General features: G+C 55.5%; 26 protein-coding genes and 1 pseudogene. 15 read left to right on the plus strand and 12 right to left on the minus strand.

Annotation, left to right across the window (positions count from 1 at the left end):
- Positions 1-40: 40 nt before the first annotated feature.
- The gene (locus AC2FEB_RS22370) at positions 41-826 is read right to left on the minus strand and encodes a ParB/RepB/Spo0J family partition protein (protein ID WP_496677134.1); all 786 of its coding nucleotides are present in this window, start codon (positions 824-826) and stop codon (positions 41-43) included.
- A 220-nt stretch (positions 827-1,046) separates the two neighbouring features.
- Complete coding sequence (locus AC2FEB_RS22375; protein WP_496677137.1) at positions 1,047-1,451, minus strand: DUF3768 domain-containing protein; 405 nt, start codon at positions 1,449-1,451, stop codon at positions 1,047-1,049.
- 641 nt (positions 1,452-2,092) lie between these two features.
- Between AC2FEB_RS22375 and AC2FEB_RS22380 the strand changes: the two genes are divergently transcribed.
- On the plus strand, positions 2,093-2,338 hold the full coding sequence (locus tag AC2FEB_RS22380; protein ID WP_496677140.1) for a hypothetical protein: 246 nt from the start codon (positions 2,093-2,095) through the stop codon (positions 2,336-2,338).
- 52 nt (positions 2,339-2,390) lie between these two features.
- Here the strand turns inward: AC2FEB_RS22380 and AC2FEB_RS22385 are convergent, their stop codons facing one another.
- Positions 2,391-2,642, minus strand: a complete 252-nt coding sequence (locus AC2FEB_RS22385; protein WP_496677142.1) for a WGR domain-containing protein — start codon at positions 2,640-2,642, stop codon at positions 2,391-2,393.
- Between the two features lie 250 nt (positions 2,643-2,892).
- Between AC2FEB_RS22385 and AC2FEB_RS22390 the strand changes: the two genes are divergently transcribed.
- The 6 genes from AC2FEB_RS22390 to AC2FEB_RS22415 all read left to right on the plus strand — a co-directional run bounded on the left by AC2FEB_RS22390 (position 2,893) and on the right by AC2FEB_RS22415 (position 6,625).
- Positions 2,893-3,285: a GFA family protein gene (locus AC2FEB_RS22390; RefSeq protein ID WP_496677144.1), complete on the plus strand. Its 393-nt coding sequence runs from the start codon at positions 2,893-2,895 to the stop codon at positions 3,283-3,285.
- Positions 3,286-3,694: 409 nt separating this feature from the next.
- Entirely contained in the window at positions 3,695-4,210 is a 516-nt protein-coding gene (locus AC2FEB_RS22395) for a DUF805 domain-containing protein (protein ID WP_496677147.1), read from the plus strand.
- A 218-nt stretch (positions 4,211-4,428) separates the two neighbouring features.
- Positions 4,429-5,208 (plus strand): hypothetical protein, encoded by a 780-nt coding sequence (locus AC2FEB_RS22400; RefSeq protein WP_496761419.1) that lies wholly within the window; start codon positions 4,429-4,431, stop codon positions 5,206-5,208.
- 106 nt (positions 5,209-5,314) lie between these two features.
- Positions 5,315-5,611, plus strand: a complete 297-nt coding sequence (locus AC2FEB_RS22405; protein ID WP_496677152.1) for a hypothetical protein — start codon at positions 5,315-5,317, stop codon at positions 5,609-5,611.
- Positions 5,612-5,783: 172 nt separating this feature from the next.
- Entirely contained in the window at positions 5,784-6,296 is a 513-nt protein-coding gene (locus AC2FEB_RS22410; protein WP_496677154.1) for a hypothetical protein, read from the plus strand.
- A gap of 5 nt (positions 6,297-6,301) precedes the next feature.
- Positions 6,302-6,625, plus strand: a complete 324-nt coding sequence (locus AC2FEB_RS22415) for a hypothetical protein (protein ID WP_496677157.1) — start codon at positions 6,302-6,304, stop codon at positions 6,623-6,625.
- Between the two features lie 75 nt (positions 6,626-6,700).
- Here AC2FEB_RS22415 and AC2FEB_RS22420 read toward each other — a convergent pair whose 3' ends face one another.
- The 9 genes from AC2FEB_RS22420 to AC2FEB_RS22460 form a co-directional block, all read right to left on the minus strand.
- A complete protein-coding gene (locus tag AC2FEB_RS22420) occupies positions 6,701-7,450 on the minus strand; it encodes a hypothetical protein (protein WP_496677159.1) in 750 nt (249 codons plus the stop codon).
- A gap of 136 nt (positions 7,451-7,586) precedes the next feature.
- A complete protein-coding gene (locus AC2FEB_RS22425; RefSeq protein ID WP_170805382.1) occupies positions 7,587-7,787 on the minus strand; it encodes a DUF3955 domain-containing protein in 201 nt (66 codons plus the stop codon).
- Positions 7,788-7,919: 132 nt separating this feature from the next.
- Positions 7,920-9,134, minus strand: a complete 1,215-nt coding sequence (locus AC2FEB_RS22430) for a serine hydrolase domain-containing protein (protein WP_496884389.1) — start codon at positions 9,132-9,134, stop codon at positions 7,920-7,922.
- A 20-nt stretch (positions 9,135-9,154) separates the two neighbouring features.
- Positions 9,155-9,541 carry a lysozyme inhibitor LprI family protein gene (locus AC2FEB_RS22435; RefSeq protein WP_496677166.1) on the minus strand — a complete coding sequence of 129 codons (387 nt, stop codon included), beginning with the start codon at positions 9,539-9,541 and terminating at the stop codon, positions 9,155-9,157.
- Positions 9,542-9,584: 43 nt separating this feature from the next.
- Positions 9,585-10,049 (minus strand): hypothetical protein, encoded by a 465-nt coding sequence (locus AC2FEB_RS22440; protein WP_170805219.1) that lies wholly within the window; start codon positions 10,047-10,049, stop codon positions 9,585-9,587.
- 135 nt (positions 10,050-10,184) lie between these two features.
- The gene (locus tag AC2FEB_RS22445) at positions 10,185-10,646 is read right to left on the minus strand and encodes a hypothetical protein (protein WP_170805385.1); all 462 of its coding nucleotides are present in this window, start codon (positions 10,644-10,646) and stop codon (positions 10,185-10,187) included.
- A 203-nt stretch (positions 10,647-10,849) separates the two neighbouring features.
- Positions 10,850-11,674, minus strand: a complete 825-nt coding sequence (locus AC2FEB_RS22450; protein ID WP_170805386.1) for a DUF3658 domain-containing protein — start codon at positions 11,672-11,674, stop codon at positions 10,850-10,852.
- A gap of 585 nt (positions 11,675-12,259) precedes the next feature.
- A complete protein-coding gene (locus AC2FEB_RS22455; protein WP_496677170.1) occupies positions 12,260-12,412 on the minus strand; it encodes a hypothetical protein in 153 nt (50 codons plus the stop codon).
- A gap of 128 nt (positions 12,413-12,540) precedes the next feature.
- Positions 12,541-14,133 carry an ABC transporter substrate-binding protein gene (locus tag AC2FEB_RS22460; protein WP_496884390.1) on the minus strand — a complete coding sequence of 531 codons (1,593 nt, stop codon included), beginning with the start codon at positions 14,131-14,133 and terminating at the stop codon, positions 12,541-12,543.
- Positions 14,134-14,243: 110 nt separating this feature from the next.
- Here AC2FEB_RS22460 and AC2FEB_RS22465 point away from each other — a divergent pair, with 110 nt between their 5' ends.
- From AC2FEB_RS22465 to AC2FEB_RS22500, 8 genes and pseudogenes are all read left to right on the plus strand, one after another.
- Positions 14,244-15,110, plus strand: coding sequence for a LysR family transcriptional regulator (locus tag AC2FEB_RS22465; RefSeq protein ID WP_496677175.1), 867 nt, complete (start codon positions 14,244-14,246; stop codon positions 15,108-15,110).
- A 161-nt stretch (positions 15,111-15,271) separates the two neighbouring features.
- Positions 15,272-16,000, plus strand: a complete 729-nt coding sequence (locus AC2FEB_RS22470; protein WP_496677178.1) for a class II aldolase and adducin N-terminal domain-containing protein — start codon at positions 15,272-15,274, stop codon at positions 15,998-16,000.
- Positions 16,001-16,009: 9 nt separating this feature from the next.
- On the plus strand, positions 16,010-17,038 hold the full coding sequence (locus AC2FEB_RS22475) for a fatty acid desaturase (protein WP_496677181.1): 1,029 nt from the start codon (positions 16,010-16,012) through the stop codon (positions 17,036-17,038).
- A gap of 3 nt (positions 17,039-17,041) precedes the next feature.
- Positions 17,042-17,890, plus strand: coding sequence for a 3-methyl-2-oxobutanoate hydroxymethyltransferase (locus AC2FEB_RS22480; RefSeq protein ID WP_496884391.1), 849 nt, complete (start codon positions 17,042-17,044; stop codon positions 17,888-17,890).
- The gene (locus AC2FEB_RS22485) at positions 17,887-18,198 is read left to right on the plus strand and encodes a non-heme iron oxygenase ferredoxin subunit (protein WP_496677187.1); all 312 of its coding nucleotides are present in this window, start codon (positions 17,887-17,889) and stop codon (positions 18,196-18,198) included. The genes AC2FEB_RS22480 and AC2FEB_RS22485 overlap by 4 nt, the downstream gene beginning before the upstream one ends.
- A 64-nt stretch (positions 18,199-18,262) precedes the next feature.
- On the plus strand, positions 18,263-19,456 hold the full coding sequence (locus tag AC2FEB_RS22490) for an aminomethyl transferase family protein (RefSeq protein ID WP_496677190.1): 1,194 nt from the start codon (positions 18,263-18,265) through the stop codon (positions 19,454-19,456).
- The gene (locus AC2FEB_RS22495; protein WP_496677193.1) at positions 19,453-20,310 is read left to right on the plus strand and encodes an HpcH/HpaI aldolase/citrate lyase family protein; all 858 of its coding nucleotides are present in this window, start codon (positions 19,453-19,455) and stop codon (positions 20,308-20,310) included. Before AC2FEB_RS22490 ends, AC2FEB_RS22495 begins: the two co-directional genes overlap by 4 nt.
- Position 20,311: 1 nt before the next feature.
- Positions 20,312-20,821, plus strand: a pseudogene (locus AC2FEB_RS22500) (selenium-binding protein SBP56-related protein); the annotation flags it as partial.
- Positions 20,822-21,001 lie beyond the last annotated feature (180 nt).

Consider the following 21,001-nt stretch of genomic DNA (forward strand, 5'->3'; position numbering starts at 1 on the left):
AAAGGTATTCCTCTCGGCCATCGCTCTCGCTGCTACAGTCCTATTCTGGCTGTAATTCAATGAGTCTGGAGCCTAGTAACGCGCCTTCATTGAACAGGGTTTCATCGGCAAAGAGATCAGCGGTGACAGTGCCACCTGCTTCAACATAAGCCTCCTGCCCCACAAACACGGCCTTGCGGTTGGTGCTGCTGACGGCCTCAGACGTCAGAGCCTGTTTGACATCATGTTCACTGAACCACCGGCAGTCCTTGGCCTGTTCCAGCACGTCCAGAATTTTCTCTTCTTCGGTGCTGACGGTCATGGCTTTCGCCTGACCCATGCTGATCTCACCCGCCTTGAGCGCGTCCAATACGGCGGCAGGCAGACCGGCCAGCGCGAGACGGCGGCGCACATGCGCTTCGGTTACGCCAAATGCATTGCTGATCTTGGCGACGGACAGGGATTTCTCCGCCATCTTGCCATAGGCACGGACCTCGTCGACCGGGTCCAGTTCTTCGCGGGCGGTGTTTTCTGCATTGGCCCACTGCTCGGCCACAAACGGGTTGTCGGTGACCTTCACGGGAACCTGTGCCAGATCGGCGCGTTCTGTCACGGCAATGTTCAGAGCCCGCAACCGGCGGCCACCGGCAACAATAGCGATTTTACCATCCGCTTCGCGCAGACCGCTGAGGTTCTGGATTAGTCCACACATGACCAGACTATCGGCCAGCAGGGCGATGCCTTCATCACCAACGTCCTGACGTGGGTTGATGTCGGACAAGTACAGATCGGACAGGGCGATGGTTTCGATGGTTTCCGGAGCGGTGAATGTTTCGATTTTGCTCATGGGGCAAATCCTTGTTTCAGAGTTTGAGATCGTGGTAAGGGTGCCCTACCCCTTTCGGGGTAGAGCGGGGCCGCTTAGGCGGCTGCGTGTTGTTTCAAGTAGGCGCGGGCGATCTTGGTGGAGAGGCCGCCCTTCTTGAGGTTCTTCCAAGCCAACTGACGTTGACGCGCGAGGGTGTACGGGTTCATGAACTCACCTCCTTTCTGGTTTGGGATTGGGATCAGTATTCGCTGGGGCACATGATGGTCAGGACACGGCGCGTCACTGCGGGATCAACCGGGCGGTCGGAGCCGTATTTGTAATCCGCGTCATAGAGGTCGATTTTCCAGAGCAGCTTCTGGCCGCTGACCGTCACCGTTCCGAATGTGTGATCGCCATAGGGGTCGTTGCCCTCGTCAAACCGGTCATCCGACGCCACTGCCGCCAAAGCTGCTGTCTGGAACTCCATCCCCTCGCCCGACACGCCGGGCGTGACGAACACCTGTCCCTGAATGCCTTTGGAGTGCATCTCAATCGCCGCAGTCGGATCGATCAGGGCTTTCCGAAACAGGTCATTCTGAGCCGCAATCTCCGCCGCCTGTAGGCTGGTGTCAGTCTCAATGTCTTTTGTCGTCTCAAGGTTCAAAACCGTCTCTCCTTTTGTGGTGCGACCTCGGGGCTGATCCCCTTTGGTGCTGGTTTTGAGCCGAGCCCTGAAAGGGCGTCGTCTCTAAAACCTGCCACGTGGCGAACGCGGAGAGGGGCGAGACAGGACAAATCGACAAGAGTGGTGCGGCCCGCAGGCGCAGCCGAGGACACGGTCTTGTCTATTTGTCTTGTCCGAGGGGGGAGGCCGCGCCTTCCCCCTGACGGAAGGTGGCGTTTGGCTTGTCCAAATCCCGCCTGACCCACAAAACAAGGCAAAGGATCTTCGATCCTGCGGCAGCGCAAAAGGGATCGTCACCCGAATGGGCAGATCACCGCAGCGTGGACCGACCATGACCCAAAGCCCCTGCCCCGGCTCGCAAGAGACGGGTCTGGGGCTATTGGGACAGGGAGATCATGCTGGGGTGTTCTGGGTGGAAGCCGGCTCGTCGGCTGAAACCAAGAGCCCGGCCACGAGACGATAGGCTCGGGATTTGCCAGGGAATAAGATCGCATCCCGCTTTCTCGTTACGAACTGAATGTCGGACGCCAATCTCCGCAGGTGCCCCTCACGCGTTAAGTTCCGCGAATGACCCCGAAATTCCGATCGTGCCTACTGCGCGGGTTGAGGAGAACTGATGAATGCAAGAACCATTAATTCGTGAACTGCTGGGCCGGATGCTGGCCCACCGCCTGCTCATAGAACGGTTGATTTACCGCCTTCGAGAAGTCGATGATTTCCAATCCATGGGCCTGGAGGCTGATTTGAGAAAGATCGAGGCAGATATTGACGCCTACAATTTACCAGAGGGTATTTCCGAAGCCTGCCAGGACGAGCTGGAAAACCTCGGTGATCATGTCCATTCTGGCCGGGTTGCTAAAGAATAGAACGCTCTACCGGGCTGAGAGATGAGAGGTCTATTGTCGTTGGTGGTCGGTTTCAATTACCAACCGGAACATACCCCCGACGGCGCTTTTGCTTTTCCAGGTATTGGAGCGCCTCACTGGCCTGACTTTCGTCATCATAGGTTACCATCATGGCTTGCCCATTCGTGCCAATACGTCCCCAGGTACGAAGGACGGACACTTCCCCAAACAGCGTCGGCTGCAGTTCAATTCCATAGAACCGCGCCATATTAACGTCGGGGTCCACGTGGATCAGATGGACAAGTGTGGTGTCTGTCAGCTCCATGGCGTGAGTATCACTTGGCTCCATCCCTCTGTCCAATGACTTTGCGAAATCTGTTCTCAGGCAAGGATTCACAAACGTGATGAAAGTGAGCGTCAGTTCATGCGGTCAGAAGCATGCCTCGAGTCATTCCTGGTACTTCGGTTCAGATAGTACCGTTCAACTTTCAGCTTCTGAAACCGTTGCCGCCAATGGCTGGAATAGGTACGATATTTTCATATTTTCCTGAACAAAATAGAAGGATGGAAGGAACTTGGCTGAAATATTGGAAGGCGGTTGTTTTTGCGGTGAGGTACGATACCAGGTCACCGGCGACGCGGTAATGCAACTTATGTGTTTCTGCAGTGATTGCCTATCGATGACCGGCACAGATGGCTACGCCGGGTACATGGTAAAATCCGAAGATCTTCATTTACTGAAAGGCAAACCGCTGACCTTTGAAAAGGCATCAAAGGAGGGGCGCCCGGTCATCAAGCATTTTTGCGGCACCTGCGGATCAAATTTGTGGGGCGTGACATCCTTCGGACTGACCAGCATATCGGCTGGGACATTGGATGAACCAAACAACTTCAGCCCAACGAAAAAAGTCTTTGTGAAAGACGCGCCCAACTGGGCCAGGATCCCTCACCATTTAGAAGAAATATAGCGTCTGCCTTAACGGCCCTTTGCGGACATTCACCTACGGGTTGCGATGCTGCGGTCGCGGCCCGCTTTCCGGCCATTCGCTGCGTAAGCAAAATCAGCAGACGGATGAAGGATCAAAACGCGGACGAACCGGACCAATGCACGCGCGGCATGGTTAATCGGTGAGATCACAAACCAACAGCTATCGCATCGCTGCAGTGCAGCCCGGATTCCCGCAGAGCGGTCATTTGGGATTCTCTAAATGGGGCAGATCGGGCCCAATCGATCATTCGCCGCGCGACAACTTGATGTCTCAAATGCGGACGAAGCAACCCGATTCAGGCGCGGCACCTCGGCAAGTTGGCAAAGGCTTGCAAATCATTCCTCAGCGCAAGAAAGTATCTGCCAATGGTTTCAGGGGGTGAGCAAACATGGGTTTCGTTGAAGCAATCAAGACGTGCCTCTCAAAATACTTCGTTTTTTCGGGACGCGCGGTGCGGTCTGAGTACTGGTGGTTTGCGTTGTTTGTAGTTCTCGTCAGCGTTGTCTTGGCGGTTATCGACGCTTCTCTATTCGGCATGGACCCTGAAACCGGGGAGGGCACCCAAGTTCTGACCCCAATTTTCCAGCTTGCCGTCGTCATACCCATGCTCGCCGCTGGATGGCGTCGACTGCATGACACTGGAAGACCTGGCTGGTATTTGCTTTTGCCTGCGGCATTGAGCATCGCGACAATGTTCATGCTGTTCAGCGGTATCGCTGTTTTTGCAGTTCTGGAGCAAGGAGTGGACGATCCTGAAGCGTTGAGGGGGCCTGCGGCCTTCTTGGGCGTAACCGGCTTGATGGTTGTCGGGGTTCTTCAGTTCATCCTCACAGTCCTGATGATCTGGTGGCTGACCCGACCTTCACAAGAGGGAAGCAATCAGTTTGGCCCGCCCCCTGGTTGAACCATAGAAAGCTTCGAATCGCGTAATTGGCAGAGTTTTCAATTCCGACGTATCCCGTTCAAAACCATTGGCGAAACCATCGGCTGATGGCTTGCTCCGTCTCAATTGCGCATTGGTATAGTCGCTTAGGCCAATGGGATAGTTAGAGCTAGATTAGACTCGACCCACATAGGAAATAGTGATTTTCTGCCTCGCACTCATCAACAAGGGACCAACCTATGCTTTCCACAATCTATCGCGTTCTCCCTTTGGCGTTCGCCGGTCTCCTTGCTGCCACGACCGCGCAAGCTGACTGGAACTTCAGCTCGGGCATGAATCCCAACGCTTTCATCCAAGCAGGGAACATGACACTGGAGTTACAATGCGATCGGGTCCGGTTCGTGCCGGCAGGATATGAAGACTCGCAGGATATCGTTTCCAAGCAGGGTCTGTCGTTTCGCTTCATGAAGAACGGCTCGACAGAGGTTGGCGCCTTCCAAGCGGGGTCCGCAAATGCAGAGATCTCTATCGTCGACAACTATCCCGTTGAGGTCCGGTTCTTCGACCAGTCAGACTACGACTTTGTTCTGGACCAGATCGCACAGAATGCGGTTCTGAACCTGTCGATGATCGACCAGGACGTCTCCTATGGCATCTTTACGCTCAAGGGCTCGGGAGCAGCAGTCCGATCGCTGCGTGCCGCCTGTGCGTCAGGCGCGTCGTCATCACAGGGCATGGAAGCGCCCGAGGGCATCGTCTACTGCGGCGGCGGGGCCGTTCAGCGGGTCATCGAATATGCAATCGTTGGCCAGTCCGGTGACCAGTGGGACGCCGTGGTTACGGTTAATGGAGAGACCGTGCGCGCGATGACGTCTTACAGCTTTTTCGGAAGCTCTCAGCCGCCGGCCGGTTTCCAGGTCGCGTTGCTTGGCGAAGACCGTTCCGAGTTCCTTGTCTTCAGTGACGGCGGTCGGAACTGGATCGAGTTCGGCGACTACACCTATGAACAGTGCAATTGATGAAGTGATCTGCGGAACGAAAAGCACGGGCCTTTGCGCGTACAAATGCGTGCGTTGACCAATCTCTCAGATGTTCCGGAATTCAACCGAAGGAAAGGCAACCAACATGAACTCAACACTTAAACTCGTTTCCGGCCTGCTCGTGGGGACTCTGCTCACGGCATGCGTGGAAGATACCGGCTCCTCAAGCTCGCCTCCCAATCGCGCGAACCAGGATTGCTTGACGGCCGTCGCCCAGGCGACGGGCAATAGTCAAGTGAGGGTCCTGTCGTCCGAGGCCCGCGAGGCCAATATCCGAGTGATCGTTGGCGTCGGACCAGATGCAGCACCTTGGCAGTGCATCACCTACGGAGATGGGACGACCGAAGGCATCATGTCTTTGACAGACGAAGGTAGCCTCTGACGCGGCCATACCGCGTATCTCCAGTGTGCCTTCCGTGCGGCGATAACGTCTATTCAATCGCACTGTTCGTCTGCGCGGCAGGCACTACTGGATTGACCGGACAAAAAGCGCGATCGGCTGTCCGTATCGAGCTCGCCAAAGTCGGCTTCATGAATGGAAGGAGAAAAAGGCAATGTGGCCCCCCCTTGTCGTATCCATTTGCAAAGCCCCCTGGCGGTTCCTTTTGCCCGTGGTCTCCGCAGTGTTCTGCACTGCCTCGGCGAGCGCCCAGGATCTGTCCGACCTGCCAAACCAATTGCTCGAAAAAGTCCAGGCCGCCCAACAGGCATGTTCAGACTACGAGAACGGGCAGTTCGCCCTCGAATTTGGAGCCGTGCACCGCGTCGACCTTGATGGCGACGACTATCTGGACTGGGTTCTGGATGAAGTCGGGTTTGCCTGTTCCTCGGCCGTCTCTCTTTATTGCGGAACTGGCGGCTGCATGTCTCACTTCCTGGTCGGGGATCGCATGTCCTCGCTTCTGAACCGGGGATGGGAAATGACAAATATTGGCAGGGATCGCGTGCTGCTGGCGGATGTCCACGGCTCCCAATGCGGGGGGATCAACCCGACGCCCTGTATAGTGGCCAGTGCCTGGGATGCTGAGGAGAAGGTCTGGCGCAGCACAGAAGCAGAATGGGAGTAGAAGCGATGATCCGCCTCGAAAAGGCGATGTCCGGCATTGCTGGCTGCGCCGTTGCACTGGCCCTGACGGGATGCGTCGAAGCGCCCCCCGAAGTCGCGATCAGTGAGCCCGATCCGGAACTGGTCTTCGTCCGCGGTTACCGCGGTGCTGCGGACGAATGCCAACTGGTCGGCGAAACCGCCTTCACGATCGATTTCCTTGACGATGCGGCCGATCTCGTGGCCTGCCCGACCGGGAGCGCTGCGATGGCAAGCCTCATGGCCGAAACCGGAGTGTCGATGATCACCCAGACCAACAGTTTCACGCTCTTCAGCATTCCCAACCGCTGAGGCTCTGCCCCTGAGGCTCAATATCAGGCCAAGCCTTCTGGGAAAGGAAGTGTTCAATGAGGCCTATTGACTTGCTTATTCCATGCGCCGCCAGCTTGGATCAAGCGCCTGAAGCCTTTGGACAGTTCCTGCGCCGTGAGTTGCGCCGTAAAGCACAACAACACTACCTGAAGCACTATCGATGGCCTCCGCAAGATGCTGGTTTCGCCAGTCGATTGTGACCCGCGTGATTTGCGTTAAATCCGCGGTCGGCATGACAAATTCCCCGATCGGAGTGGTCAGGTTTTCCTCGCTGATCTCGAGAGGGCCAATCAAGGTCTCATAGGCATCCGCAAGCTCTGCCACCGTCAGGTCGACGTTGACATCCTTGCCTCCAGGAAAGCCCAGGAATTGCGCGTTATCCTGCGCCACCAGGCCACCGGATACATTCTCCGCATAGAAAGCCGGTGAGGGAAGAAATCCGAGCATGGCCCGCGCCCTGTGCTTGTCTTCAAGTGTCGCCTCATCAAAGTCGATAAACTCATAAAACAGATCCATGCCACGCGCTTTGAGGTGTTTCACTTCGCCCGCCACGGCTTCATAGAACGCGGGCTCAGCCTGGTGGATCATCGGAATGAAGTGGAGAGACCGTGATCCGTTCGCGAACGTGAATACCTTCGCGCTGGACGCCGATCCATCCACGGAGAACTGCTCCTCAGTGAGTGCATCTATGTCGCCGTCTGGCCCTTCTGGCAGGGTCCCGGGAGTGACGTGTTGAGACGCGCCTGCCAACGTTGCCCAAATTGCCACAACCATAGTTGCGACACTGGTTCTCAAAAACATCATACGATACTCCTTTTTGGCGTTCACATTGCTGCACTTGCGAGGGTCAGCCTGATGGTGGAAACAGGAGCGACAATGGTCACACAGACCGACAGCTTCACATTTTTCAGCATTCCCTACCGTTGATAATGAGGGCGCTCTATCGACGCCGATCCAGGATGATCGATAGCATGACAAGCGCTACGCCGAGCGCCGCAAAGATAAATGTCAGAGGCAAGAAGAGGCTCTCCTGAAGGACTCCTTCTGCGTTGACATCGCCATAGAAAACCATCTCCCCAAGCCATGAAAAGCCAACCAAAGCAAGACTGGCAAGGCCAAAGATGCGCAGTCTATTCCTCATGAATCACACCTATTTTCAGACCACAAAACCTTTGGAAGGAAGGATAACCGTTTACACTGGTTTTACGTGACAAGACCCCTGCAGTACACCCGGTACGACGGGTAAGTTAGATTTTTGGAGTCCCCCGTACATTTATTCTGGCAGGGCGCCTGCTTTGCGAAGGGCATCTGAAATCAACAACGCACCAAATCCGAGGGCATTACTCGAAGACGTAGCCCAGGCCACAATCGACATGTCTCGGTCCGCGAATGCGGCCACCTCAGACTCAAAACCAAGGGTTTGGCCGCCGTGGCCCCAAAGATTGTCTCCTTTCATCGCCAGCCCCAGCCCGTATCCGGCTAGCGCCGGATGTGTGGTTTGAATGGTATCCATCATTTCTGACAACGTTTCCGGTTGCAGGAAGAGTTCACCTGCGACAAGCGCTTCAATGAAGGTATGCATATCGTCGACAGTTGAAATCACAGCGCCAGCAGCCCACCCCTGAGTCATGTTCCAGTCGGTCGTTTCGTAGTGGTCGCCTTCAAGGAATGACCGTGGCAACCCAAACTCAGGCCTCGGAATACCGTTCCATAGATAGGTCTTGTTCATGCCAAGAGGTCCGAAGATCCGCGTTTCGAACGACTTTCCGATCGGGTGTTTCTCCAGTTTCTCAATGACCATCCCGAGAAGCACGTATCCTGTATTGCTGTAACTCCAGGAACCTTCCGCACCAGGCGAAAAATTCGGCTCCCCATGTTCTATGACAAAATCAACCATCTCTTGTGGTGCAAGCGAACGCACAAGAGCGTCACGGCTTGTTGTGGCGCCCTCCATCAGACCTGGCGTGCCGTCAGGAGCATTGTCAGTATAGCTGAAGATCCCGGACGTGTGCTGCGCCAGATGAAGTAGAGTTATTGCCTCTCCATGCGGTAGCCGCGCCGCGAATTCTGGAAGGTGTATGGACAACGGGTCGTCGATGCCTAGTCGCCCTTCTTCCATTAGCTGCAGCAGGACAACCGCCGTCATCATCTTGGTATTGCTTCCGATCTGGAATGGCATCGCGCAGTCGATCGGCGTGGCGGCGGAAGGGTCAGCAAATCCGGTCGCGGCTATGTACTGCCAGTCTCCGGCGCGGACTGAAAGAACAGCGCCAGGAGCTGAACCGAGCGGGGAATCGATGACTTGTTTGAGGACATCGTCCAGTGCAGTCTCCACGGCCGACGGTGCGCCAGAGCTTCCTGAGCAAGTGCCCATTTGGGCCTGTTGAGCGTACGTCGGGTATGGATTTGCAAATGTCACAATGCATATGGCCATCGATAAAAATCCATTATGCAAAGCGCGGCGTCTATTTTCACTCTGCTCCGGCATTTTGCCCCTCCATTTGGATGTCATTGTGAGTAGCGCATCAGCATGGCTGCTCGCTCCCGGCCGAGTTCCACCCTGCAAGAATCGATGCCAATTCCTGTGCCAGAGCCACCGCCAAACGTGGCCCCGACAAATTCACAATGCGCGTCTCGATAAGCAGACCACGCAGCCTGCCCGTCCTCCAGAGCGGGAACAGCAACCGCTCGACCTGTTACCGCATCAAGCTCTTCTGCAGCACTCATCGCGAAGCCTAGGTAGATGTCGATCGTTGCATCGACACGGGTCAGGGTTTCAGCGACGCAGGCGCCAATTTCGACCTGACTGCTTCCTCCACACTCCGTCGTCGGATCAGCCGCGACAACGTAGGGCAGGAAGAAAAGACAACACAAACTTGGGGTTAAGATTTTCACGATGTTACTCCTGATGTCCTTAAAATGAATTGAAGGCAAACACTTAGCGAATTTCTGCGCTTAGCAATCGTTCGAGATTCTCCGCTTGTGGCTTGTTCAGCGGCAAGATGAATTGGTCCCCCGTGACGCCTTCAGCAATGTAGACAGAGTTCAACATCTGGTTGCCGACCCAGATGTCCAAGTGTTGCCCAACCGAGGCGGAGGTAAAGGCAGCCAACGCGCTCGCGATCCTTTGTTCCAACGTAAAGTATACACGTGCTTGGTTGCTTGATTCATACCGAACCTCGAGCCTGACCAGATCGCGTTCTGTGACCATTATCGGTCCAAACCTGAGTGCTTGGGCTTCTGCCTCTACAACACAAATCGGGTGATTTTCGGGGTTTTGACCACCGCCAAGATCAAGGCACCGATCATGATAGAGGGCCTTCTGAAACACTGACCCCGCCCAGAACGACGCACCGACGGCAAAGAGAGCAATCCCAAAAAGAAAACCTGGCTTCACAATCATCAGAAACGCTCCACTGACTTTCCCACTCCTGCTTTCGACCATTCAATCCTTGAGGCGCACTCCGCGCGCTGCCATCCATTTGAACGAAAGAATGTGGACTTTGAAGTCAGTGTAGCGCGCCCTGTTTGACCGCTTCTATCTCTCTACATCGATCGAATAGAAATAGGTCCCGCAGGTGCCTTCTTCGATTGCGCCACCCGGCATCTCCGTACCGCTGAACATTGCGACGCCTAGGTACTCGGACCCAGAGAGTTCCTCCGCCCAAGCCGCCATGTAGGTTATGCTCTGATCTCCGCAGAGGTTGTTGTCCCGCCGAAGAGGTCCTACGTCTCCTGTAACTCGGAACACTTGTGCCACAGGCACGTCACCGGAAACTCCCCAGGCACCCGAAGCAGCTTGGTTGACGGTCTCGAGTTCTAGAAACCCACCTGTCTCAAAGACCATTCGGCTGGTCGACAAAATCACCGGCCCGGTAATCGCCAAGGCCGTTTCGCTATAGGGATTGAAGGCCCTTGGTTCTTCTTCAAGCGGTTGTGCTACCGCCGGATTGCCTGAGATCCCCATCAATATGAATGCCACCAATGCCCAACGGTTCATGTTTCACTCTCAAGACTTCCAAGCCAACGTTCGCTTCGACAAGTGTAACCCAAATTTCGCGCTCAGGTCGACTCGAAACTCCTCTACTGGCTTGGTCTGGCTGCATGTTTCAGTTGCAGAGAGCTCCTGCGAGCGACGATATCGGGCACGAATCCTCAATTTCGCGTGGCTGACGCACGATCTGCGCAAAGCCTGGGAAACGGCTAGCCACGCCAAGCCTTCGATTCATGCGCTGGACTCGATGCCGACATGCGAATGTTGATTTCAAACAATCGACCTGTCTTTTTCTGGACCTCAATCAAGCCGTTCTCGATCAGGGCCGCCAGTCGACTGGCGAAGAAGAGATCGCTCATCCGGTTATGTGCGTCGCATCGGCTCATCGCAAGACCCACGACCCGACCGGCAACGGACCAATCGGTCGTGCAACTCGACAAGAGCAGGTCATCATAGAAGTTGGATTGCATTGTAGCGACACGTCCCGCTGACCATCGGCGCAATACACCCTTTTCTGCGCAAAGGCGCCGATATTCAGATGAATGATGTTCCCGCTCTGCGTTATTCAATTCGCGAGCGTTACTGCAAATACCGGCCAGATATGACGGCTGCCACATAGCGACGTAGTGCTGGTCGCTGCTTTCAGAAACATTGACATGCGATAGCTTGATATCGGTACCGTGCATCCAGTCGCAAAACATGTGAAGAAACATAGTCTCTGATACGTTTTCGCCAGCCCAAACGACAACTTCCCTTGTCTGTATTCTGCCAGCTTCAGCCATAAGACAGCGCCAGGACGCAAGAATGTCACATGCCTCTTCTCGTCTTGCGCCACTTTGAATAAACAAGTTCTGAAAGTAGCTGCGGCGTACTTGCAGATCGTCCAGCGGGCCATGGCTGAGATCATCCGGGATGCCAATAACAGTGCCCGGCATCGCACCTGACTGACAAGCCGCGCGAAGGCAACCCACGGCACTATCGCTTAGTGCCACGTGCAGATAATTGTTGTCTAGAGTTCCACAAAGTTCAGACATATCGGTCTCTGCTATCCAGAATATCAGTATAAGAAAAGCTCGGGTATTTGCTCAACAAACGAAAATTTTTGAAATTTTACGTCGTTGTCCGCATTGCCAAGCTAACGGACCCCGCCGGGGCCCCAGAATTTCGAAAAGCTGCGCAAAGCATAGTCGCATGCCAACCACTGTTCCTTCCCGCAACTCGGTCCTTGGCCTTTCAGATTTCGCTGCGATTACAACGAAAGGCCGCTCTTCTTTCTGTGGTGCCCGCACGGCGTCAGTGATCAGCTTGCAGCACCTGCGAGCATCAAAGCCAAACCACTTCCGCTTCGGGCTCGCAGCAGCCGTCAGATGGGTTGCAACATGTTGGTGCCAGTCACAGATCGCGCCGGTGTGGAACGGCCCAGAGCTGCCGTCGGCCAACCGGTCAAGATGCTGCGGCGCGGCCAGTCAGAGGTGACATTCGCTGCACGCGCGAAATCGAGCAATCTGCTAACTGGCAGTCTGCGGTACGAAGCAGGCATTTGCTGGGGCAACTTTCGCAATTGCTTCCAGTCACAAGGTCGCCTCGGCAATTAGTTTCCGGCTTGGGCCAAAGGGAAGTCAGCGCCCGCCGTCACGATCCATTTCGATGACGTCCGGCAGGGTTTCATTCACGAATGGAGCGAAGGCGATGACGCGGTGGTTGCCGGACAGTGGACCCAGCCCATACCATCTTCGGTTTCCAGCATACGGTTCAAGCGATCCTTGCTGCATTAAAACCCACCTTGGCAGTTTGATACCGTCGTGGGGCGGTCTCATCATCAGAGTTAACCGCCCATCTCAGTCACTGGCCCAGCAGCGCCATATTTCGGAGAACGGACCTCGGGTATCGCCATCCTGAACTAGGTGCGCCACCAGCGCTCAATCCAGCGGCCTCCGTCGAGATCCCAGTTCGACGCGCGCTTCTCGGGAATGCCGACACTATCAGTGGTCGCCGCAAGATATGATGCGAACATTGGAATCAAGGCTCCGCCGTCGTCCCACAGGATTTGTTGCATTTCACCGTACATCTGGGCACGCTTGGATTCGTCAAGTTCGGACCGCGCATTGAGCAACAGTTCGTCAAAGCGATTGTTGGCCCAATGAGACTCGTTCCACGCCACACCGCCCTTGTAGGCTGTCGTGAACATCAGGTCCGCCGTCGGGCGACCACCCCAAGCACTCGCGCACCACGGCACCTGGTTCCAAACTTCACTCCAGTATCCGTCGTTCGGCACGCGCTTGACATCAATGCTGATGCCGGCCGGTTTCGCCGAATTCTGCATCAACACTGCGGTGTTGATCGCCCCAGCGAACGCCGCATCGGCGGCCGAGAGCTCGAACGTGTTGCCGAGGACACCGGCCTTCTTGAAGTGAAACTTCGCCTTGTCCGGATCGTACGGGCGCTGAGGAATGTCGGCGTTGTAGAATTTCTGGCTGCGTGACAGTGGGATGTCGTTGCCGACTGCGCCGTAACCGAACAGGATCTTATCGACCAGCTCCTGACGATTGAATGCGTACTTGAGGCCGAGCCGTACGTCGAGGTTGCTGTAAGGATCGACGTCGCACCGCATCGGAAACGAAAAGTGTTGGGTGCCATCCGTGAGAACCAAATTGATGCCCGGCGTCTTGCCGAACAGCCCAGCTGTCCTCTTGCTGACGCGATCAATGATGTCGATGCTGTTGGATTGGATTGCGGCGGTACGCGCGGTCGCGTCGAGAATTGACAACAGCTGGGCGCCATCGAGATAGGTCTTCTTCCAGCTGTTCTGGTAACGCGACAGTTCTGCAGATACGCCCGGGTCGTAACGGTCGAGCTTGTAGGCGCCGCAGCCGACGCCGCTCTGCCAATCAATGGAGTCGCCCTTCGCCTGCGCCACGGTTATGTGATAATCGGTCAGGATAAATGGGAAGTCGGCGTTTCCGTTGGCCAGCGTCACCGTGAACGTGTTCTTGTCATCGACCTTGATGTCCGTGACCTCGGTCAGCAGCGAACTTGCCGCCGATGTCGAATTTTCCCCACGATGGAAGTTGAGCGACGCGACACAATCCGTTGCCGTCACAGGCTTTCCATTGTGAAACTCGACACCGCTGCGAACCTTGAACGTCCACGTCTTGGCGTCCGGTGTGCTTTCCCACGATTCCGCCACGCTAGGCACAACATCGCCATTGACGCCAACTTCGGTCAGATAGCCGTTGAAGCCGAAGGACATACAAAGCAGGAAATCGCCAGCAAATTGGCCCGGGTCCAATGTGTCGGAGGTTGAGCCGAAACCGAAACCGGCCTTCAACGTACCGCCCATGTTCGGTGTAGCAGCTTCGACGCTCGATGCGAACGAGCTCGCCGCAGCAACGGTAACGCCAGCTGCCAGAGCGTTGGTCATAAACTGGCGGCGGCCTATTTGACCACGTGAGAATTTAGCTTCTAGTTCCCGAATGAAGTTCTCTTTCCGCATGATCATCTCCCGAAAAAACATATATGACAAATGCTCCAATCAAACCGGGACGTAGACAAATGATAAATTCGGCGGTAACTGATAATCAGAAATAATGGATTGAGACCGCTTTGTCGAATACTGACAACATGCCACCGTTAAACTGGCTACGCAGCTTTGAGGCTTGTGCCCGGCTCGGATCCTTCACAGCCGCAGCGGCAGAGCTGAAAATCACCCAACCTGCGGTGTCGCATCAGATCCGGCTACTGGAGGCTCATCTGAAACTTGCCCTGTTCCATCGAGTTGGCCGTACCAAGCAGCTGACAGACGAAGGTCGCAACTATCTGTACTTCGTGCATGAGGCTTTCGAGATACTGCGCGCTGGATCCCGAAAGGTCGCTGATCCTGATCGCGGAAAGTCGCTGACGTTACGTGCGAACATGGCTTTGACGCTCTTCTGGCTCATGCCAAGGTTGGACAGCCTGTATCGGCAACACCCGTGGTTGCGGTTGAATATCCTACCACATATCTCGGACATTGAAGAGCGGTCGCCCAAATTCGAGATCGAGATCGTGAATCTCATCGGTAAGGCACGAGCAGACTTGAGGCCGCTGCGGGATGAATTTTTTTTCCCGGTTTGTTCACCCGAATTGGCCAATTCCGGCAGACTTGATCATGTTCCACTGTTTGACACATCCAGTATGACAGCCAGTTGGAACGCCTGGCACGGTTCCAAATTCTGCGGTCCTCCGCCCAATCCAGTGAATTTCTCCTCGACCGTGGTGGTGTCCCAGACTGCGGCGATCAATGGCTTAGGTTTGGCACTGTCGCATACCAGTCTGTTCGAGGCCGCCTCGATCGCCGGACAACTCGTTCGCCCCTACGACGGTCAAATCAAGATGAAAGAGCGTTACTTCATTAGCGAGTTACGCAGCAACGAACAAACTCCGGCCAGCCGTGCCTTTCTGGAATGGCTGGATGAGCAAGTCGGGTCCTGACGCGCTGAGATTAAAAGCATTCATAATTTCTAGTAATATATTACTTTGGTATTTATAATTTGTCCAAAACCTGGTTTGAAGAGAGATTGGCTCCGAAGCTTTTTCAGGGAGTCAAAAGCATGCCAACAGGTTCTCTTCGATCTGCGGAAACGGGTTCAAACATGGACCACTGGAAGGAGCGCACCGAGCTAGCGGCTTCCTTTCGCTGGGTCGAGCGGCTGAATATGCACGAATCCGTCGGCAACCATCTCAGCCTGGCGGTGAATGAAGAGGGCACGCAATTTTTGATGAACCCCAATTTGGTGCATTTCAGGCTGATCAAGGCTTCTGACCTGATCCTGATTGATGCCAACGACCCTGAAACCCTGAACCGCCCGGATGCACCCGACAGAGCGGCCTGGGGGCTGCACGGCGCTATTCACCGCCGCTGTCCGCATCATCGGTGCCTGATGCATGTGCATTCGATCTATGCCACCGCTTTGGCCTGCCTTGAAGACAGCAGCCTGCCGCCATTGGATCAGAACGCTGCCATGTTTTTCAACCGGACAATCATTGATGAACACTACGGTGGCCTGGCCTTCGATGACGAGGCGGAACGCTGCGCGGCGGCGATGGGCGATCCGACGAAGAAAGTCATGATCATGGGCAATCATGGGGTGATGGTGATGGGCGATACAATCGCTGAAACCTTTAACCGTCTTTACTACTTTGAACGGGCGGCAGAGACATACATTCAGGCACTCCAGACTGGTCGTCCCCTACGGATTCTGTCCGACGCCGTTGCCGAAAAAGTGGCGTATGAGAATGACAACTACCACGGCTTTGCCGAGCGGCACCTGGAAAACCTGATGGCCATTCTTGACAAAGAAGGCGCGGACTACGCGAGCTGAGGAGCAACTATGCCTGACTATGTCCCCACCAATGCCGCGTCTTCGGGCGTGAAATTGGACAAGAAAACTCTCAAATCCATCGCCGCGAGATCAGACCGCCCCGGGCTGATCTATCTTGCTCTGTGGCTGGGTTCGCTTTGCATGACAGGGGCGTTGGTCTATCTGACCCTTGGCACATTCTGGATGTGGCCCGCCATGTTTGTGCACGGGATTTTCCTGTGCGTTCCGACCTATTCGATGAGCCATGAAACCGCCCATGGCACCGCCTTTCGCACCAGATGGCTGAATGAAACCGTGCTTTGGATGTCGTCCCTGATTTACATGGAAGAACCTCTGCACCGCCGCTACACCCATACCTCGCACCACACGTTTACGTGGTGGGCCGAAAAAGACGCCCAGTTCCCCTTTGATACGCCCATGGGGCTGAAAGGTTGGATCACAGAGATCACCGGGTTCGGTATACTTCGTTTTCATGTCCATGTTTTCTGGCAACTGGCGACCAAGCAATACACCGATATGATGCGCAGCTGCACGCCCGAGCCCGAGTTTCCCAGGATGACGCGCAACGCGCGGATTATGCTGGCCATCTATGCGGCCATCGCAGCAGCACCTTTCCTTGGCATCTGGTGGCCTGTCTGGCTGATTGTGCTGCCCCGGATTTTGGGGGCACCCGTCATGCTGTTGTTCACACTGATCCAACATGTCGAGTTGCAGGAAAATTCGCCCTCTATCCTGGAAAGCACTCGGTCGTTTCGCACCAACTTGCTGGCGAAGTTTCTCTACATGAACATGAACAACCACGTGGAACATCACCTCTACCCTAATGTGCCGTTTCATGCGCTTCCTGATCTGGCCGAAGCTGTAAAGGATCAGGTGCCAGAACCCGACCCCGGCTTCTTTCGCAGCAACTGGGAGGTTCTGGTGGTGACAACCCGCCGTTCGCTTGGTCTCTCGACCAAAGCCCCGTCGATCCGCCAGGCAACGCACATGATTACTGAGGGCGGTCCAATTCAGAAGTTCGCCGAGAGGAACATGTGATCCATGAAACGCATTTATGATTTTTCCCGCAAACCCGCGGCGCGCAACTATACGGTCTCTGATCTTCAGGCTCTGAAAGGAACGGGCCGCAAGCTGTCCATGGCCAATCCTGCCAATGCCGATGAAATCCGCGCCTGCAAAGAGGCCGGCATTGATCTCTTTGTGGTTGGCATGGATCAGATCGAGGATGTCCGCGCCATCGCACCAACCCATTTCACAGGGCTTGGATCAACATGGGCACAGTTCGGATCGAACGAGGAAATCCTTGCCGATGCCTTCGAGGCTATGCGCCGGGGCGGGGATATGTACTACACACTGCGGTCATTCGATGCGATGGAGATGATGTCGCGTGAGGGTATTCCAGTGCAGAGCCATATCGGTCTGATCCCGACCTTCAGCCACTATTGCGGGGGCCTGCGTGGTTGGGGGCGCAAATCCGACGAGGCGATGAAGGTTTATGAAACGCTGAAGCGGATGGAAGATGTCGGTGTTATCGCGGTTGAGGCCGAATGCATTGCCGAAGAAGTGCTGGAAGCCGTCAACAACAAGACATCGATTGTAACCTTCTCTCTGGGATCGGGCATGGCGGGCGACGTGATCATGTCCTTCGTGGCCGATATCTGTGGCGAAGCCAGCGAAGAGGATACACCGCCAAAACACGCCCATGCCTTTGGCCATGTGGGGCGTCTGCACAAACAGATCCAGGATGAGCGTGTCGCTGCCCTTGGCGCGTTCCACAGTGAAGTGACCGCCGGCAATTTCCCGTATCCACAAACCAACATTTCAATGCACGAGGGTGAGAAGGAAAAATTCCTCGAAGCCCTGGATAAATGGAGCCCGACACACCAATGAGCCAATGGATAGACGCCTGCGCAACCACGGATATCGACGACGAAGACCTGATCGCGTGGGAACATCACGGTCACAGGATCGCGATCTACAACACCAAAAAGGGCTTCTTCGCAACGGACCTGATGTGCACCCATGAAGAGGAATCCATGGAGGAAGGGCTTGTCATAGACTGTGTGATCGAATGCCCCCTGCACGGCGGTCGCTTTGATATCTGCACCGGCAAGGCTTTGTCAGCGCCGGTCTATGAGGACCTCAAAACCTACCCTGTTAAAGTCGAAAATGATCGTGTCTTTGTTCAGGTGTCATAACCGGAACAGGTGTATTTGAAACACTCTACCACACGGATCTTCCCAAGCGTTGAAGGAGTAAGCCATGGGAAATTTTCAAGAAGCGTCGGATTTGGAGAGCAATGTCTCAATCAGCGCACGTCGTTTCGAGGAGTCGCCGTTTATTGAACGCACCGATTGCCCCGCGATGATCCGTGGCGTCTATGCAGGGCGGTATTTTCCGATTTCTTTGGGTGAGGATCACATCGAAAAATACTGGCGCCTGCGGCAGAAGGCCCTGATCTTTGACACGCCCGAGAAGCCGATTGAAATCTCAGGCCCGGACGCGGTGCCGTTTCTGGACCAAGTGCTGGCGCGTCGTGTCGCCTCCATGACGGAAGGCCGCGGCTATTATGCCATCGCCTGTACTCCGCAGGGCGGTGTGTTCATGGATGGCGTGATATTCCGTTTGGAAGAAAACCGGTTTTGGTATGTGCAGGCTGATGGCCCCTTTGAAACCTGGTTGATGGCGCATTCTGGCGACTATGATGTGACGATTTCCGACCCGAACAGCCGGGTGCTGCAGATCCAGGGGCCGACGTCCCTGGAGATCATGAAAGCGGCCTCTGACGGGGCGGTGAATGAGACACTGAAGTATTTCCGCTCGGGCTACTTCGACATAGGCGGACAGCAGTTTTACGTCTCCCGCACTGGTTTTACGAATGAGTTGGGATACGAGATTTACTGTAATGGAGCTAAGACTGATCATTTGGCGCTATGGGATCACCTCATGACCTGTGGGGCACCGCATGGGCTGGAGTTTTCATCCTGCCGGGCCATGACCCTGCGGCGGATCGAAGGCGGGATACTGGGCAATCTGACAGATATGACACCCGACATGACGCCCTTTGAGGCAGGCCTCGCCCCTTTCATTGACATGGACAAGGGTGATTTTATCGGACGTGACGCGCTGGTGGGCAAAGACACCCGTTCATGTTTTTTTGGCATAACCTGCGAGACTGAGACCCCTGTATCGGGTGCCGTCGTTCTGAATGGTGAGGTTGCTGTAGGTTTTGTCACGGCCGGTATTCCTTCGCCGACGCTAGGGCTTGGTGTCGGATACGTGCGTTTTGATGCGCCCGGTGATTGGGTCGGCCGGAGCCTAAAAATGCGCTTGCCGGATGGCAGCACACACGACACTCAGATCGTAGATGTGCCTTTCTTCGACCGTGAAAAGGCAATCGTTCGAGGTGTGGATCGTTCCATTCCTGAGCGGCCAACAATCGGAACACAGGCATGACCAACCGAACACCACGCCCACGGCGCAGTTTCATTTTCACACCCGGGTTGCGGCCGGAGATGTTTCCCAAGGCGCTGGCCTCGGGCGCGGATATCGTCTGTGTGGAGCTCGAAGATGGCATTGCGCCCAAGGACAAGGCCGAGGCCCGTCGTAACGCGCTGGCGCTGTTCGAAGAACCACAGACGGATGACGGTGTCGAATGTATCGTCCGGATCAATTCGATGCGCGAACGCTTCGGCATCGAGGACGTGAACGCGGTGCTGGCCAGCGACACCCCTCCGCCTGCGCTGATGATGCCCAAGGTGCGCACGCCAGATGAAGTGGTGATGCTGGATCAGCTTCTGACCGAGGCAGGGCACGCCACGCGCCTGCATGTCATCATCGAAACCAACGAGGGGCTGGAAGCGGCGTTCGAAATCGCCAGATGCTCACCTCGGATTGATGCGATGTTCTTTGGCGGCGTGGATATGGCTGCCGAGTTGCGATGCCAGAACACTTTTGAGTCTATGATTTACGCAAGGTCCCGTGTCGTGCACGCTTCTGCGGCCGCCGGCCTCGATGTGATCGATGTGCCCTTCCTCGATCTTGACGATCATGAAGGCATGCGCGTCGAGGCGGAGAAAGTCCGCGATCTCGGGTTTGCCGGAAAAGGCTCTGTCCATCCAAAGCAGATTGCCGCTTTAAACGAGGTGTTTACGCCGACCGAGGTGCAGATCGAGCGCGCTCGTCGGATCATCTCAGAGTTTGAAAAGGCGGATACCGGCCTTGTCGTCATCGACGGCAAACTGATCGAAAAACCAGTCCTTCGCGACATGTATCGCATCGTCGCGATCGCAGATCGGATGGGAGGATAGAATGTCAGAGTGTTGTGGGCCGGGATACGCATCGCCTCAGGCCGCGATCGAGGCTCCGCGAGAGAAACTGCTTTATACGATTGCGATCTATACAGGTACGGGCATTCAGAAACCCGACTACCTGGCGACCGTGGATGTGGACCCCGACAGCCCGACCTATTCCCAGGTCATCCACCGGCTGGAGATGCCGGGCATTGGCGACGAGCTGCACCACATGGGATGGAACGCCTGTTCGTCCTGTCATGACGATGGCTCGATGAGCCGCAAGTACCTGATCCTGCCCGGCGTGCGCTCCAACAAGCTGCACATCGTGGACACCGCCACCGACCCGCGTGCGCCGCGCCTGCACAAGGTGATCGACGGGGCCCAGATCAAGGCCAAGGCGGATTTGTCGGGCCCGCATACAGTGCATTGTCTTGGGAGTGAGATCATCATTTCCTTCCTCGGCAACGCCAAGGGCGAGGCGCCGGGGGGCTATCTGCATCTCAACAAGGATTTTGAGATCGTCGGCCCTTAGCGGACTCTCAGCCTACACATCGCACGCTGCGGATGCAGCCCACATTCCTGCCATTCGCCGCACGTGCAAATTCGGCATATGGTCCAACTCACAGTCGGCGGACAAAGCCGTTGCAGGCCTGTCAGGCAGAGATCATGACCTCGCCCTCAATTTCCATTGCGAAACCGAGCGGTA

The organism is Ruegeria sp. YTSC106 (genome assembly GCF_059609765.1).